The sequence below is a fragment of the Flavobacterium fragile genome (assembly GCF_023634865.1).
Taxonomy (GTDB): domain Bacteria; phylum Bacteroidota; class Bacteroidia; order Flavobacteriales; family Flavobacteriaceae; genus Flavobacterium; species Flavobacterium fragile.
The window spans coordinates 228,701-244,891 of the sequence record NZ_JAMLJN010000001.1; the positions used below are offsets into that span (position 1 = coordinate 228,701).

At 31.4% G+C, this 16,191-nt stretch carries 14 protein-coding genes; 3 read left to right on the top strand and 11 right to left on the bottom strand.

The genetic code is table 11. The features are described from left to right. Positions 1-125: 125 nt before the first annotated feature. The 4 genes from apaG to map form a co-directional block, all read right to left on the bottom strand. On the bottom strand, positions 126-512 hold the full coding sequence (apaG, locus tag NAT47_RS01090; RefSeq protein WP_250579565.1) for a Co2+/Mg2+ efflux protein ApaG: 387 nt from the start codon (positions 510-512) through the stop codon (positions 126-128). Between the two features lie 153 nt (positions 513-665). Next, a complete protein-coding gene (locus NAT47_RS01095) occupies positions 666-1,913 on the bottom strand; it encodes a type IX secretion system plug protein (RefSeq protein WP_250579566.1) in 1,248 nt (415 codons plus the stop codon). 348 nt (positions 1,914-2,261) lie between these two features. Then, the gene (locus NAT47_RS01100; RefSeq protein ID WP_250579567.1) at positions 2,262-3,026 is read right to left on the bottom strand and encodes a class I SAM-dependent methyltransferase; all 765 of its coding nucleotides are present in this window, start codon (positions 3,024-3,026) and stop codon (positions 2,262-2,264) included. Beyond that, positions 3,026-3,844, bottom strand: coding sequence for a type I methionyl aminopeptidase (gene map / locus NAT47_RS01105; RefSeq protein WP_250579568.1), 819 nt, complete (start codon positions 3,842-3,844; stop codon positions 3,026-3,028). The genes NAT47_RS01100 and map overlap by 1 nt, the downstream gene beginning before the upstream one ends. 197 nt (positions 3,845-4,041) lie before the next feature. Here map and NAT47_RS01110 point away from each other — a divergent pair, with 197 nt between their 5' ends. Together NAT47_RS01110 and NAT47_RS01115 are read left to right on the top strand one after the other, a co-directional pair. Then, a complete protein-coding gene (locus NAT47_RS01110; RefSeq protein ID WP_250579955.1) occupies positions 4,042-5,319 on the top strand; it encodes an acetyl-CoA hydrolase/transferase family protein in 1,278 nt (425 codons plus the stop codon). A gap of 186 nt (positions 5,320-5,505) precedes the next feature. Continuing rightward, positions 5,506-5,835 carry an RNA recognition motif domain-containing protein gene (locus NAT47_RS01115; protein ID WP_073580748.1) on the top strand — a complete coding sequence of 110 codons (330 nt, stop codon included), beginning with the start codon at positions 5,506-5,508 and terminating at the stop codon, positions 5,833-5,835. Between the two features lie 50 nt (positions 5,836-5,885). Here the strand turns inward: NAT47_RS01115 and NAT47_RS01120 are convergent, their stop codons facing one another. The 7 genes from NAT47_RS01120 to NAT47_RS01150 form a co-directional block, all read right to left on the bottom strand. Beyond that, positions 5,886-7,271, bottom strand: coding sequence for a TolC family protein (locus NAT47_RS01120; protein ID WP_250579570.1), 1,386 nt, complete (start codon positions 7,269-7,271; stop codon positions 5,886-5,888). Next, positions 7,271-8,617 (bottom strand): HlyD family secretion protein, encoded by a 1,347-nt coding sequence (locus NAT47_RS01125; RefSeq protein ID WP_250579571.1) that lies wholly within the window; start codon positions 8,615-8,617, stop codon positions 7,271-7,273. Before NAT47_RS01125 ends, NAT47_RS01120 begins: the two co-directional genes overlap by 1 nt. Positions 8,618-8,619: 2 nt before the next feature. Continuing rightward, positions 8,620-10,272: a peptidase domain-containing ABC transporter gene (locus NAT47_RS01130; RefSeq protein WP_250579572.1), complete on the bottom strand. Its 1,653-nt coding sequence runs from the start codon at positions 10,270-10,272 to the stop codon at positions 8,620-8,622. Further along, the gene (locus NAT47_RS01135; RefSeq protein ID WP_250579573.1) at positions 10,269-10,940 is read right to left on the bottom strand and encodes a TetR/AcrR family transcriptional regulator; all 672 of its coding nucleotides are present in this window, start codon (positions 10,938-10,940) and stop codon (positions 10,269-10,271) included. The genes NAT47_RS01130 and NAT47_RS01135 overlap by 4 nt, the downstream gene beginning before the upstream one ends. Positions 10,941-11,048: 108 nt before the next feature. Then, the gene (locus NAT47_RS01140) at positions 11,049-11,237 is read right to left on the bottom strand and encodes a hypothetical protein (RefSeq protein WP_250579574.1); all 189 of its coding nucleotides are present in this window, start codon (positions 11,235-11,237) and stop codon (positions 11,049-11,051) included. Further along, positions 11,237-12,754 (bottom strand): 2,3-bisphosphoglycerate-independent phosphoglycerate mutase, encoded by a 1,518-nt coding sequence (gene gpmI, locus NAT47_RS01145; RefSeq protein ID WP_250579575.1) that lies wholly within the window; start codon positions 12,752-12,754, stop codon positions 11,237-11,239. The genes NAT47_RS01140 and gpmI overlap by 1 nt, the downstream gene beginning before the upstream one ends. An 83-nt stretch (positions 12,755-12,837) precedes the next feature. Beyond that, positions 12,838-15,249, bottom strand: a complete 2,412-nt coding sequence (locus NAT47_RS01150) for a DUF5916 domain-containing protein (protein WP_250579576.1) — start codon at positions 15,247-15,249, stop codon at positions 12,838-12,840. A 150-nt stretch (positions 15,250-15,399) separates the two neighbouring features. On the opposite strand from NAT47_RS01150, the gene NAT47_RS01155 reads away from it, so the two are divergent. Next, positions 15,400-16,170 carry a murein L,D-transpeptidase catalytic domain family protein gene (locus tag NAT47_RS01155; protein ID WP_317236564.1) on the top strand — a complete coding sequence of 257 codons (771 nt, stop codon included), beginning with the start codon at positions 15,400-15,402 and terminating at the stop codon, positions 16,168-16,170. Positions 16,171-16,191: the final 21 nt, after the last annotated feature.

Below are 16,191 nucleotides of genomic sequence, written 5' to 3' on the forward strand. Positions count from 1 at the left end.
GTTGTATTTTGAGATTAGACAATTTTGTAATCAGAATTACGAAAAAATCGTAAATGATTACAAAAATACAAAGTATATTTTGAATTTTCTATAATAAAAATTACAAAGCTTAATTGATGAATTTTTTAATTCAGTGCAAAAGGAGCGCTTAATTTAAATGTAGGTATTATCACTTTAAAACTTCTTGTTGAAGTGAAGTTGACCATATTGAAATAGCCTTTCATAGCGCCAATAGGAGAGGAAAGTAAGCATCCAGAAGAATAGGTGTAGCTTTCACCAGGCTTAATTACAGGTTTTTTACCTATAACGCCTTCACCATCTACTAACTCAAGATTGTTAAGGGCATCATAAATTTCCCAATGACGCGTAGTTAATTGAACAGAATCTTTACTTTGGTTTTCAATGGTAATATGATACGAAAAGGCAAAATGAATTTTATAGTTCTTGAAGTATGTTCCTTCAAAACTAGTTAAAACAGAAATCTTTATGCCTTTTGTAATTTGACTTACCATAGAGAAAAAATAGTCTTATTTAGTAAAGTGTTGTTAAAAATTGCAATACCCTAGAAATAAATTCAATAATGATTTCAAAATTATAAATTTTAAATTGTAATTCAATCGCTTTTTTTATAAAAATTTCTTAAAGGTTTAAGGGTTTAATCAATTTTAATTTCTGATGACTTCGCTATTTGTATTGGCAATTCCAATTACCCTGTCATACCTATCGTTGTTTCCTCTGTAGTAAATGATAGCAGTGTAATTGTTTTCGGTTTGGAAAAAATTGCCATCAATTGCATTTTTGTAATCAATTTTACCTGATTTATCTGTAATTATGTATTGATAATTGGTAAATCCTTGTTTCATTAAAATAGCTTTTTCATACAATCCAGAATTTTTATTGAATTCCATTTTGTATTCATCGCTAAGATTATAATTGTTAAACATACCTGCTACATAAATATTTTTGTCCATCATATTTGGAGTATCTAGTGCGAAATAAACCCAAGTATAATCTGATTCAATTTGGCTATTTACAACATTGATATTTTGAACATAGAAATTGCCGTTAATATCAGGAAAATAGGTGTAAGGTTGGTTTTTTCTAGGTGTATTAACATAAAGATAAGTGTTGTAAATGTTTTCGCCTGAAGTTACACGAGCTACAGTATTATTGGTTGTTCTGATTAGTTTGTTGTCGATGCTGTACGATTCGTTTCCACCCCAAAATTGCGTTTCTTTATTGTAGCGATAAATGAGTTCAGATCCTAATGTAAATTGAGGTTTGATATTTGAAATGCTGTTTTTCCAATTCCCATTTTGAAACAATGTAACTTTTACGTTTTGAATAGGATTTTGTAAAAGGCGATCACCATAATTAATGGTCATTTCAATGTTTTGTTTTCCGTCTAAACTATCAAAATCTCGAGCTCTTCTAACCAAAAGTCCAACAGCTACTTGTTCTTCATATATTACAATTTTTCTTGAAAAAACGATTTCATTTTCTTCATTCAGAACTGAAATTAGGTAATTACCGCTTTTCGTAATTTGATTGAATTTGTTTGGAAAAACTTGACGATAGTGGGAGTATAATTGTAAAGTGTTAAATGAATTTTCATACGTAATAATACGCTGGTTGTCCATGCCATTTAAATATTCCACTTTTGCCAAATCAGATGGGGCAGACCAATCATAATTGTATTGTGTAATGGTGTAGTAATAATCTGCTTCATCTCCAAATAAATCATCAAAACTTAAGTCGAAAGTTTCACCAAGTTTGAAAAATGGAATGACATTATAATTATTAACCCTAAAAGAAATAGTTTTAATATTAAATGGAGGTTCTTTTTCAATTGCTTCTTGAGCTGATAAGAATTGAATTGATATGATTGTGAGTATAAAGAAAATTTTATTCATTTTGAAATTGTATGGTAAGTAAAAGTAATAAAAGTTTGAATTGAAATACAAATCATATGAAATAATTAAATATAGTTTAACTAAATGATTAATTAAAATAGGTTTTTGTTAATTTAAATTCGAAATTTATTAGCTCTATACTCATAAAAATACTTTTGTAGAGATTCATATTTGTACAGATTAATTTGAATTTTATTTTAGAAACCTATTCAAAAGAATGACAATATTTTAAAATTAATATTACATATTCTTTAATTTAAAAGTACGATCAAACTTGACTTTTCATTCTATAAAAAAAGCCCTCAAAAAGTGTCAAATTTTTGAGGGTAGTGTAAATTTAAAGTTTTTTTATTTATAACAAACCGGAATAATTTCTCCTTTTGCTAAACAATATTTTTCTACTAATTCGGGAGCTATTGCTATGGTGTAATCTACTTCATCTACTTTAAAGCCTACGCTTCTTAATTTATCAAAATAATCTCTTCCATAAACTCTCACGTGGTCATACTGTCCGAAGATTTTTGCACGTTCTTTAGGATCTGTTATAGAATCATCAGTAAAAGTTGTTGCTCTAGATAAATCTTGTGGAATTTGAAATATTCCCATTCCGCCTGGTTTTAAAACACGATATAATTCTTGCATGGCTTTCGTATCATCTGGAATATGTTCCAAAACGTGATTGCATAAAACGATATCGTATGAATTGTCTTCAAAAGGCAAATTACAAATATCTGCTTTTACATCTGCCAATGGCGAAAATAAATCGGTAGTAGTGTAATCTAAATTCGATTGTTTTTTAAAACGCTTATAAAATTCTTGCTCAGGTGCAAAGTGTAATACTTTTTTGGGTGCCGTAAAAAAATCCGTTTCGTTTTGTAAATATAACCATAATAAACGATGTCTTTCTAATGAAAGGGTACTTGGTGATAATACATTATTTCGTTGTGTTCCATATCCATAAGGTAAAAACATACGAAAGCTTTTCCCATCAATAGGGTCCGTAAAACGATTTCCTTTCAATAAAAAAGCTAAAATTGGACGCACTACAATACTCAAACGAATTAATATCGGACGAGGAATGGTGTTAAGTATTAGTTTGAATAATTTTTTCATTACAGCACTAAAGGTTTTTGTCTCAATCCATCTTCTTCATTGCTTACAATTCCTAAAGTTTCATAAATGTAGGCAAAAGTGGATAATAATTCTGGTTTTCCATCAACGATTGCAACATCATGTTCAAAGTGAGCACTTGGTTTTCCATCGGCTGTGGTAATGGTCCAGCCATCCTTGTGTTGTTTGATATTTCTCGTTCCTAGGTTAATCATTGGCTCGATAGCAATTACCATTCCGTTGACTAATTTTTTTCCACGACCGCGTTTTCCGTAATTCGGAACTTCTGGATCTTCGTGCATTTTTCTTCCTAAACCGTGTCCACACAACTCGCGAACCACACCATAACCATGTTTTTCACAATATTGTTGAATAGCATATCCGATGTCTTCTACACGATTTCCAACTTTAGTTTCACGAATTCCAACGTATAGTGATTCTTTAGTAACTTGTAATAATTTTTTAGTTTCTGGAGCTACTTCACCAACTTCAAAAGTATAGGCATGATCACCATAAAAACCATTTTTCAAAGCACCACAATCAACCGAAATGATATCGCCATCTTGTAACGGAATATTATTAGGAATACCATGAACTACTTGTGTGTTTGGACTCATACATAGGGAGTTTGGAAAACCGTACATCCCTAAAAATGCAGGCTCAGCCCCATGCGAACGAATAAAATCTTCCGCTAATTTGTCTAAATATAAAGTAGTTACACCGGGTTTAATTTCCTTCGCAATCATTCCAAGTGTTTTGGAAACAATTAACGCACTTTCGCGCATTAATTCAATTTCTTCTAAGGTTTTAAGTACAATCATAATACAAAATTTCATCGCAAAAGTACGAATTCGAGTTCAATTACAAGAACAAATTAATCGTCATATAATAAACAGCTTACAGTTAATTTTAAAAGATGTAATAAATTTCGTTATTAAACTTATGATTTTAAAAATGAGAAATGTCATATTTTATCCCTAAATTGGGGCATAAATTTGTGCTATTAATTTCATTAGGTATGGGAAAATATGTAACCGCAGCAGAAGCTGTACAAGTAGTTAAAAGTGGTGATAGGGTTTATGTTCAGGCTGCTGCCGCTACACCAACAATCTTAACAAAAGCCTTGTCTGATCGAGCTTTAGAACTCAGAGATGTAGAAATTTGTCATTTACATACAGAAGGAGAAGCACCTTATGCCAATCCAGAATTATCAGAAAGTTTTCATGTAAATTCTTTTTTTATTGGAGCCAATGTGCGTCATACATTAAAAGCTGGAAATGGTTCTTATACACCTGTTTTCTTAAGTGAATTGCCATTGTTGTTTCGTAAAAATGTAGTGAAATTAGATGTTGCTTTTATACATGTTTCACCTCCAGATATTCACGGGTATTGTTCTTTAGGAGTTTCTGTTGAGGCTTCAGTAGCTGCGATTGAAAATGCAAAAATTGTTATAGCCCAAGTAAATCCGCAAATGCCAAGAACTTTTGGAGATGGAATTCTTCATATATCTGAAATTGATTATTTAGTAGATGTAAATGTACCAATTCATGCTCATGCAGTTTCCCCTTTTACAGCAGAGGAGGAAAAAATTGGGGCTTATGTGGCATCTTTAATTGAAGATAAAAGCACTCTTCAAATGGGAATAGGATCAATTCCAAATGCTGCTTTAAGTAAATTAAAAAATCATAAAGATTTAGGGTTACATACTGAAATGTTTTCAGATGGTGTAATCGATTTAATTGAAAGTGATGTTATCAATTGTAATTATAAAGGTACATTGCGAGGAAGAGCTTTAGCAACTTTCTTGATTGGTTCAAAACGATTGTATGATTTTGTAAATGACAATCCTTTCATCGAAATGAAAGAGGCTTCTATGGTAAATGATTCGGCTCGAATTAGAAAAAACCCTAGAATGGTTGCTATTAATTCGGCTATTGAGGTAGATGTTACAGGTCAGGTTTGTGCAGATTCTATTGGAAGTTCAATGTATTCTGGAGTTGGAGGTCAAATGGATTTTATTCGTGGAGCATCATTAAGTGAAGGTGGAAAAGCAATTATTGCGTTGCCTTCAATTACCAAAAGAGGAGAAAGTAGAATTGTTCCTTATTTAAAACAAGGAGCAGGAGTTGTTACAACTAGAGCACATGTTCACTATATAATAACAGAAAATGGAATTGCTGATTTATATGGAAAAACGTTGAAACAAAGAGTAAAAGAATTGGTTAAAATTGCCCATCCATCTCATCAAGAATCAATTGAGCGTTCTTATTATGAAATGATTGGTTCAAATAAATAGTTCTTAAAACAGGTTAGCATCACGGGCGACTTTTAGTCGCCTTTTTTGGTTAAAAAAATTTCAAAAAAAGTAAATTTTTTTTATAAAATTTTTACTAAAAAATCTCATTTTTTGAAAATAAATTAAACTTTAACCTTTTCACAACATTAAATAGTCTACCTTTGTAAGGAATTAAATTTTTCATAGATGAATATTTTTGTAGGAAGTCTTCCTTTCAGCGTAGAGGAAGCAGATTTAAGAGGTTATTTTGAAGAGTATGGAGCTGTAGAATCAGTTAAAATTATCTCTGATAAATTTACCGGAAGAAGTAAAGGATTTGGATTTGTTGAAATGGCTAATGATGCTGAGGCTCAAAAAGCAATCGACGAATTAAACGGTGGTTCTATCGAAGGTAGAAAAATCGTGGTTAACAAATCTGAACCAAAACCAGAAGGAGAAAGAAGAAGCTTCGATCGTAATTCAGGTGGTAGAGGTGGTTATTCGAACAATAGAGATAACAACAGAGGTCGTTACTAATATTTTTTTGGATATAGAGCTAAAAACCTTCGCATTGCGAAGGTTTTTTTTTACAGATTAGCTAATGTTTTGAACAATTCAATAATAGAGTTTAAATATCGATTTTCTAATGCGATTTCATTTATTTGAGAGCTCACTAAAGAGTTTTCTCTCGAATTGATAATGAATAAAGAGCTTTCTCCCATTTCAAACAATCGATCTTCAGCATTCAATAAACGGATGAAGTCTTTAACTAAACTGTTATTGTATTCTCTTTGTTTTCGAAGTGATGTAATTTCTTGTTGTTGCGCTTTGATTTTGTTTTCTAAATTTTTACGTTCAAATTGCAATCCAAATTCCGAATCTTGAATTTTTAAATCGGCTAGTTTTAAACTTCCGCGTTCTTTTCTCAAAAATACTGGGAATGAAAAGTTTGCGCCAATCTTATAATCTTCAAAGCGATAATTATCAATATAACTGGGTTCCGAAAGATAATTATAGCTTAAATCTAACTTGGGTAGGAGCGCATTTGCCTTTAATTTTCGATCCACTTTTAGCATGTTTATTTTTGCTTCTAATGCCTGAATTTTAGGATGATTGTCCAAATCAACTGTTCCAAGTTCATTAACTTGAAGTGTTTCTTTAATTGTGGTTGATAATAGATTTTCTGGCTGTAAATTATCATTTAACTCTAATGGGATGTTGTTTTCTAACCATAAATAATTCGATAAATCTAGCTTTGCTTTCGTTAGTTTTAACTTCGCATCTTCTAGATTTAAACGTCTTGTTTTAACTGCAATTCCAGCTTCAACACTATCAATAGCAGGTTTGTCTCCTTGCTCAATTAATTTTGAAACACCAACATATCTTATCAAGGCATTTTCTAAATACGTCTCGTATAACTTTACTTCATCAAAACTTCTTTTCCAGTTTATATAACTTACAGAAGCTTCATAAATTACTTCTACAGCTTGTAAGTTTCTTTCGGCAACATTCAAATTACGAGCAATTTTAGCTTTTCTCAAATCGGCCATGCGTTGGTTGATAAATAAACCTTGTCCCACAGGAACAGTTATTCCAAACGAAGTTAATCCCGTATTTGGCAAAGTGTTTTCTGGATTTAAGTAGATTCCTTCAGTATTGTCAAATCCTGCTTTTAACTCAATTCCATACCAAGTTGGGATTTTAAAGCTACTATTTAAAATGGAATAATATTCGCTGTCTTTGAATTGTTTTTCACTAAAGTCAACTTCGATTTTAGGATCGAAAGCACCGCGAGCTTGCATCAAATTGGCTTGTGCTTCATTGAGTTTTAAGTCCGCTTGTTTTACTAAAGGATGATATTTTTTTACATAGCCTAAAAATTCATTGTAGGAGAATTCAGTTGGTAAATTTTGTCCAAAGACAAACACCGAACTACAAATGAAAATAAGGATATAGAATACTTTTGATTTCATCATTTTTTTGCTTTTTCAGTAGTTGTTGGTTGGTAGAAATTAGGCGGGAAACCATTTAAAGTTCTCCAAATTTCAAACCAAATCGGGACATCATCTAATAAAGCTAAAGATTGAGTTCCTGCACCAATACTCAATTGCTCTGGCCATTTTTTGTCTTTTGGATCAGGAGCAATTAAGACACGATATTTACCGTTTGGACTAATAAAGTTTTCTTTTGCTACTATAATTCCACCAAAAGTTCCGTAGGAAACACCAGGCCAACCACTAAATACAATAGTAGGCCAACCATCAAACCATACACGAACTTTTTCGCCTTTATTGATTAGTGGAAAATCCATTGGATTCACATAGGTTTCAACCGCGATATCGTATTTAGCGGGCATAATGCTTACAATTGGCGTGCCTTCTTTTATGGTTTCCCCAATACCTGATTGCAAAGCCCTGTTTACAAATCCGTCTTGTGGAGCTGTGATGTAATATAAACCATTTCTGATTTGATAGTTAGTGTATTGATTTTTAAGTTTGTTGACTTGTGCCTCTGTATCAAATTGAGAACTTAATGCAGTTTGTTTATCACTACTCGCTTTAGCATTTTTTTCTGCATATTCAGCGCTAATTCTATTAAGTTCCATAGTGGCGTTTAAAACTTCATTCTTACTTGCAATATATTTGTTTTCTTGCGTGATAATTTTTGCTTCCGATTCTTGAAGTTTTACTCTTTTTTCCTCTACATCGGTCATAGGTTTTAAGCCTTCTTTGTTTAAATTTACAGAACGATTAAATTGTGTTTTAGCAATCGTTAATTGTGTTTTTGTAGCTTCAAAATCAATGCTATCATTTTGAACTTTCAAATACGCTTGTTTTAATTTGTTTTGTGCTTGTTTTAGTTTTAAGTTTTTTTCGTTTTCAATTGCCCCCATTTGAGCTTCTAAAGCCTTAACTTTTTCGGCATATGAAGTTACCGCATTCTGTTTTGCTTTTACTTGATTTCCAGTATTTTCAACTAAGTTAGGGTCTAAATAATCTTCCTTAATTTCCGAAATAAATAAAATAGTATCACCTTTTTTTACAAAATCACCTTCGTTAACATACCATTTTTCAATTCTACCGGCAATTGCTGTATGTATGGTTTGTGGACGTTGATTTGGCTTTAAAGTAGTAACATTTCCTGTTCCTTGAATGTTTTGTGTCCAAGGAAGAAAAAGAAACAAAACTACAATGATAACAAATGCCCAAATAATTTTTCTAATTACTTGATAATGCTTTTGTTCTTTAAATATTTGCCCCGATTTGAATTGGTCTAGCTTTACATGTTGATCAATTCTATTTTTTGTAATATTTAACATAATTAAATAGCTTTAATTTCTCCTTTTTCTAGAAGAATGGTTTGTTTGCATATTTTTGACCAATAACTATTTTTACTTACAACTATTAAAGTCCAAGGATGTTTTTCATCGCAAAGGAAATCTATAATTTCTTTGTTACTGTTTTCATCTGATTTGTCCAATGGATTTTCTAAAAACAATAATTTTGGTTGGTTAATAATGCAACGTGCCAAAACAATTTTTTGAATGGTTGAAGAATTTATCTGTTTTCCTTCAGATGAAATACGAGTGTCTAATCCTTTTGGTAGTGCTTTAATAGCATCGGTAAGCTTTAATTTTTCAATTAATTCAAAAACGGTATCTATTTTAATTTCGGGATTATTACAAGTGATGTTTTCTAAAATGGTACCTTCGAAGGGCATTTCATGAGCAGTTATTATCCCAATTTTAGAGCGATATTCATCAGAAGAATATTTTTTATAATTGGTATTGTTTATGAAAATACTTCCTGATGTGGGTTCTATTAATCTTGCTAATAATCGAATTAAAGTCGTTTTTCCAGAACCATTTTCGCCTAAGATTAGTGTATGTTGCTTAGGTTGAATGGATAGATTTACATTTTTTAAAATTTCTTTATCTGATTTAGGATATGTAAATGATACATTTTCTGTTTCAATCGTAATATTGTTTTTATCTACTAGATAATTTGAATTTTGGATATCTTCCTCTAATTCCATATCCACAACCGATCCTAGTTTTTCAAGCGATGTTAATACATCATAAGATAACTCCAATCCTGAAAAAAGTTTTTCGACAGCTGCGATTATGCTTAAAATTACGATTTCAGCTGCAACAAATTGTCCAATGTTCATTTGTTGGTTAATCACCAATAATCCTCCTATAATCAGTAATCCTGCTGTAATTATAATCTTAAAACCCGTTAGTTGAATAAATTGTTTTAAAAGTACTTGAAAGTGACTCTCTCTTTGTTTGAGATATTCGTTAACTAGTTTATCGTTTTTATGTAAGGAAAAATTGAAAATATAATTGCTTTTAAAACTTAAATGATTTCTAGCAATTTCCTGAAGCCAATGTGCTATTTTGTACTTGTATTTAGATTCTTTTAAACTAGTTTCTAATCCTATATTGAAATTAATTCTGAAGATTAGGTAGAGTAATATCAATAATACAATCCCAAAAAAGATAAAAAAAGAATGATATAAGGACAAAAGTAAAATCCCGAAAAAAATTTGCAAAGCAGCTCCTGAAATATCTAATAATAACTTCGCAAATCCCTTTTGAACAGTTAAAGTGTCGAAAAATCGATTCGCTAGTTCTGGTGGATATTGATTGTGTAATTCGTGGAATTTTATTTTTGGGAAGCGATAAGCAAATTCAAATGAAGAACGAACAAATATTTTTTGTTGTAAGTTTTCTGTAATTCGAAACTGCATGATTTTTAATAATCCAACAAAAGTTACTCCAAGTACTACAACTCCCACCAAAACAATCCAAGATGTACTTACTTTTCCAGCCTGAATAAAGTTTATTATTGACTGAATACCAAGGGGTAAAGACAAACTAACTAATCCTGCAATTATGGAATACAGAAATATTTGATAAATGTCTTGTTTGTCGATTAGTATTAGGTTTTTAAATCTTTTTAAAGGGGTCATAGTAGTATTTTTTTAGCCATATCTGTATAGAATTCAGTTGCGCATTCTTTTTCAGATAAATTGGTTATAGTTTTTAAATGATTTTTTAAAAAATGTTGATGAAGGGAACCTTCTACAATATTTGAAGCTAAGCTTTTTGCAAATGGATAATTTGGATTTACTTCTTTTATAATATCAATTATGCGATTGATAACTCTTTTATAAACTAAGAAAAAACCTTCTTTATTTTCGTTGTCAACTTCTTTTGTCATTAAGGTTTTTGTAAATTCCTCTACAATAATTCGGCTTAGAATTCCTTCATTAATGTGTGGAGTTGCGTTATCATCTGCTATATTTTCGGTAACTAATTTAATTGCCTTTTCTAATTTTTCAACTGGATTTGAAACATTGGTTGTCGCAAACGCCATTCGGTATTCCATCCAAGACCAATACCAAGAAGTTAGATAAACCAATAGTTTATGCTTATTTTCGAAATAACGATAAATAGAGCTTTCGTTAGACTGAATTCTTTCCCCTAATTTTTTGAATGTGAAAGCTTCAAATCCAATTTCGTCTATTAATAGAATGCTGTTTTTTAAAATATTAAGCCCAAGTTCAGAAGTCTCAGGATCCTTAACATACAGTTTTTCGTTAATGGTTATTTTTAAGTTGGATAGTAAATTTTGCATACCTTAATATTTAACAATGCAAATATAATAGTATTACTATCAAAGTTCAAAAGTTTAACTTTTATTTTAGAATCGTTCAAAAAAATCCCGACGAATCGGGATTGATAATTATGCTTTTATACCTATTGTTGTACTTTTATTTTTTCCATTTTTTCCGTCTTCACCATCAGCACCTTTTTGTTCGGTTCCGGGTTTTCCATCTTCGCCAGGTTTTCCATCCTCACCATTAGAAGCTTTGAAAGTCGAAGTACATCCAACAAATGATAAACAAATTAAAATAAATAAAATACGTTTCATTATAATAAAGATTTACAAGTCATAACAATAGGTTTTTCAATTCCCATTAAATCTAAAATAGTAGGAGCGATGTCACCTAAGACACCATTTTGAATAGTTGTAAGTTCTTTATCTACTAAAATAATAGGAACTGGATTAGTAGTATGAGCAGTGTTTGGTGACCCATCAGGGTTAATCATAGTTTCACAATTGCCGTGGTCGGCTATGATAATTGTGGTGTAATTGTTTTCTAAAGCAGTTTCAACCACTTCTTTTACGCAAGCATCAACCGCTTCACAAGCTTTAATTGCAGCTTCCATTACACCTGTGTGCCCAACCATATCACCATTGGCGAAATTTAAACAAACAAAATCTACTTCTCCTTTTTTGAGTTCAGGAACTAAAGCATCTTTTAGCTCGAAAGCACTCATTTCAGGTTGTAAATCGTAAGTAGCTACTTTTGGCGAATTTTTCAAAATACGAGTTTCGCCCACAAAAGGTTCTTCTCTTCCGCCTGAAAAGAAGAAAGTAACATGCGGATATTTCTCCGTTTCTGCAATTCGAATTTGTTTTTTACCTACTTTTTCTAAAACTTCACCAAGTGTTTCCGTAATGTTGTCTTTGTCATAAATTACATGAACATTTTCGTAGGTTTCATCATAATTGGTCATGGTTACATAATATAAATTCAATTTGTGCATGTTGAACTCATGAAAATCTTTTTGCGATAAAACTTCGGTTAATTCTCTTCCTCTGTCGGTTCTGAAATTGAAGAAAATCACTACATCATCTTCCTGGATTTTTGTAATTGGATTGTTGTTTTCATCCACCATAACAATCGGTTGAATAAATTCATCGGTAACCTCTTTAGCATAGCTTTCATTGATGCTTGCAACCGCATTTTTCGAATGTATTCCTTCGCCATTCACCACTAAATCGTAAGCTAATTTTACTCTTTCCCAGCGTTTATCTCGATCCATTGCATAATATCTTCCGATTATAGATGCTAACTTAGCATTCGTATTTTGAAGATAATTTTCTAAATCTAAAATGTATTTAGCTCCCGATTTTGGGTCTACATCACGCCCATCGGTAAAGGCATGAACAAACATATTTTGAACGCCACTTTCTTGAGCAGCATCAATTAAACCTCTTAAATGCGAAGTGTGAGAATGAACACCACCATCAGAAACCAATCCTAAAAAATGAATGGATTTGTTGTTCTTTTTAGCATACTCAAACGAATCTATGAGCGGTTTTTCTTGACTCATAGTTTTGTTTTCAACAGCTAAATTCAGTTTGGCTAAATCTTGGTAAACAATTCTTCCAGCGCCCAAGTTCATGTGTCCAACTTCAGAATTTCCCATTTGACCTTCTGGTAAGCCTACGTTTAAACCATCCGTTCTTAATTGAGCATTTGGGTATTTTGTGTATAAACTATCTATAAAAGGAGTGTTGGCATTATCAATAGCCGAAACTTTTGGGTCGGGTGATTTTCCCCAACCATCTAATATCATTAAAATAACTTTTTTGTTCATTTTTGTGTGTTTGCACAAATATAAGCAATTGGTCAATTTTTAAATAAAAAAGCGACTTAAAATTACGAAAACGATTAAGTAAATTAACCTTTTCGAATCCAATTTTTAGCTTGGTTGTAATCGATGAAATAACGAACACTTACAGACAAAACATGATTCAAATTGTCTTCAAATAAATTGGAAAAATTAGAACCAAAGTCTTTATTTATTTGACGTTCAAAAGTGGAAGCATTGTTACGATATAAAATCGACATTTGACTTCCTGGAGCAAACCACCAAGAATAGCTTAAATCTAGATTCCAGGTACTAAAATTTGAGTTTCTGTTTCCAGTGTAAGTTGTGTTTGTAGATAAACTTCCGTCTTCATTTAAGTTGTTTATCTTGTTGTTTTCTGCCAATGACCAATAATGTCTTACAGATAAATTAAAGTTCATTTCGCTGCTTATCGAGAATTTACTTGTGATAGAATTCGTGTAAGTATCTCTATCTCTTCTGGCAAAAATGATGTTTGAATTTTCAAAATCTATCCAACCAATGTCGTTTTTCAGTTTGAAGTAGTTGAAACTGTAAACCAATGAAAATTTATCACTAAAACGATACCTAGGGCTTATGTTAACTCCAGCTTCATATCTGTTTTCATTGATTACATGAGTTAAAAAAGGTTCAACATCAATAGCAAATTTGTAGTTGTAATTTGATGAAAAGTAGAAAAATCCGCCCACATTTGTTGGATTTACAAAATATCGATTTGCAACTCGAGGTTCGTAATAATCATAATTTTTAAATGGGTTAACATTAATTCCAGCGCCATAATAATGATTTTTCTTGTCAGTTGAATTTAAGCTGGTACTAAAAACACTTGCTTGAATTTGATTAGTAGGCGTATAAAATTCAAAATAAGAATTCAGGTTTACTCTAAACGTATTAAAGGTTTTGTTTGGATTTAAGATTCTGTAACTTGTGTTTCCTGTAAAGGAATAATAGTTGGTTCTAAAATTGATACCCAAATCATTTATTTCATAATCTTTTGAAACATAATTTCCTCCAAAAGTATATCGAAACTTCCCATTAGTATCCGCAAAATATAAGGAAGTGTTTAGTCCGTTCGAACTTATTTCGTCATAAATGCTACTTGTTTTAATTTCTCCAGATAAATTATAGGAATTAGTTTTGTTGTTTAAATTAAATAATAGTCCAGAAACATTGGCATCTCTAAAACTTCCATTTCGGGTAACATTAGTATTGATAAAAGTTACCGATGAATTTTGATTGAATCGTTGATCAAAAACGGTTACATTGTAATTCGTTAGAGGCGAAACCACAATTTCTCTAGAATTATTCGTCATCTCATTAATGGCTATTGCTGTCGTTTTTTCTGTAACGGCATTTAAAAAACCAATTCCTAAGCCATTTTTATCTCTTCCTGAAATTTTTAACGCATTTAAAAGATTAATAGCTGAAGGTAATTCCAAAACTCTTTCGTTTTCATTTAATTCGAGATTTAAATTAGGTGTTGCTCCAATTCTTCTTGAATATAAGAGGTTTCCTTTGCTAAAAATATCCGTTCCTTCCGTAAAAAAAGGGCGGTTTTCGTTGAATTGTTGTTCGAACGGACCTAAATTTAAAATAACATTATCAAATTTTGTTTGGCCAAAATCGGGAACTAAAATGGCATCTAAAGTAAAAGCATCATTTATTCCATATTTTATATCCATTCCGCCTTTTAATTCCCCTTTTGTTTTTTGAGTTTCACTTCCTGAAAGGTAAAAAGAGGAATAAGGAATTAAAAATAATCGTGTTGGAGTTTTAATTTTTTCAATCCCAGTTAAAATGCCAGCTTGTTGAGAGACAGCTCCAATTTTATTGTCGATTGGATTCCAAGTGTACTTTTGACGCTCTCTTCGTACTTCTCTAAAAAAATTAATTCCCCAGGTTTGTTTGTCTTGTTCAGGAAATCGAAGTGCTGCATAAGGGATTTTCATTTCGATCACATAACCAAAATCGGTTATTCGGGCATTACTTTCCCAAATTGCATTCCATGAACCATCCTCACCACCTGATGAGGTGAAATTAGTGTCAATTTGTCCGTTAGCTGCTGTTACAAAAAAGCGAAACTCTTGTTGACCATCGTTATATCCGTTTATGAAGACACCGAAATAATCTGATGTTCCAATATTATCTCGCTCAACAAGTTCTTTTAGAATTTTTTCAGGATTCGGATCATACAAGGCAGCTCCTATATAAATAGCATCATCGGAATACATGATTTTTACTTCGGTTTTGAATTCTTCTGGAATTGGTGTTCCATTTTTAGGTTCTAAAGAAACAAAGTCGGTTGCAATTTCTGCATTTTTCCATGATTCTTCATTTAGTTCAGCATCTATAGATATGTTTTCAGCTGTTTTCTTTGTAGAAACACTTTTCTTGGTTTGTGAAAACGAAAAGAGAATGCTTGATAAGCAAATAAATAGAGTGATGCCGAATTTATTTATCATGTAAAAATTTTTGTATGCAAAAATATTGGATTACTACATAAGTCTACTTTTTTTATATAATGTTTAACTTTTGTGCGAATAATCGACTAAAAGTTAAAAATTTCGATAAATGCATAAAAAAGTTTGCGGGTTTAAAAAAAATAAATATATTTGGCACATCACAACAATAATACAACTACAAGATTAACAATGATTTACAGGTTTTTACCCCTAATTTTATTTTGCATTTTTTCGTTCAAGCCTTTAAATACTGTAGAAAGTAATAAGAATGAAGTTAAATCTACAGATCCTAAATTAATTGCAGCAAATGCCAAAGCTAATTTTGAAGCTAAAAGTAAATCATTCTACACTGTTATTGATGCTAATGGGTTTTCTTTACCAACTTATGAAAGTTTTTTAGCTGCTTTTGAAGGATATGAGCAGTTAAAACAACAAGGAAAAATCGAAAATGAGATTTTAACGATTGTTGATTTTAGTTTATCATCTACTCAAGAAAGAATGTGGGTTATTGATATGAAAACACAAAAAGTGATTTTAAAATCATTGGTGTCTCACGGAAGAAATTCTGGTTCTGAATATGCAACGGATTTTTCTAATGAGAATGAGTCTTACAAAAGCAGTTTAGGGTTTTACATTACAGGGGAAACTTATACAGGAAAACACGGATTATCTTTACGTTTAGACGGAATGGAATACGGAATTAATCATAATGCTAGAAGTAGAGCGGTAGTGGTTCACGGCGCAGATTATGTAAGCAAGTCATTTATTAAAAATACAGGAAGATTAGGAAGAAGTCAAGGCTGTCCTGCTGTTCCTTACGAAGTCCACAAAGAGTTGATTGAAACTATTAAAGGAAAGTCTTGTATTTTTATTTATCATCCATCAAGAACTTATGTGGCAAAATCTAAGTTAGTTTCATAAATGTGGATTTGATTTTTTTAA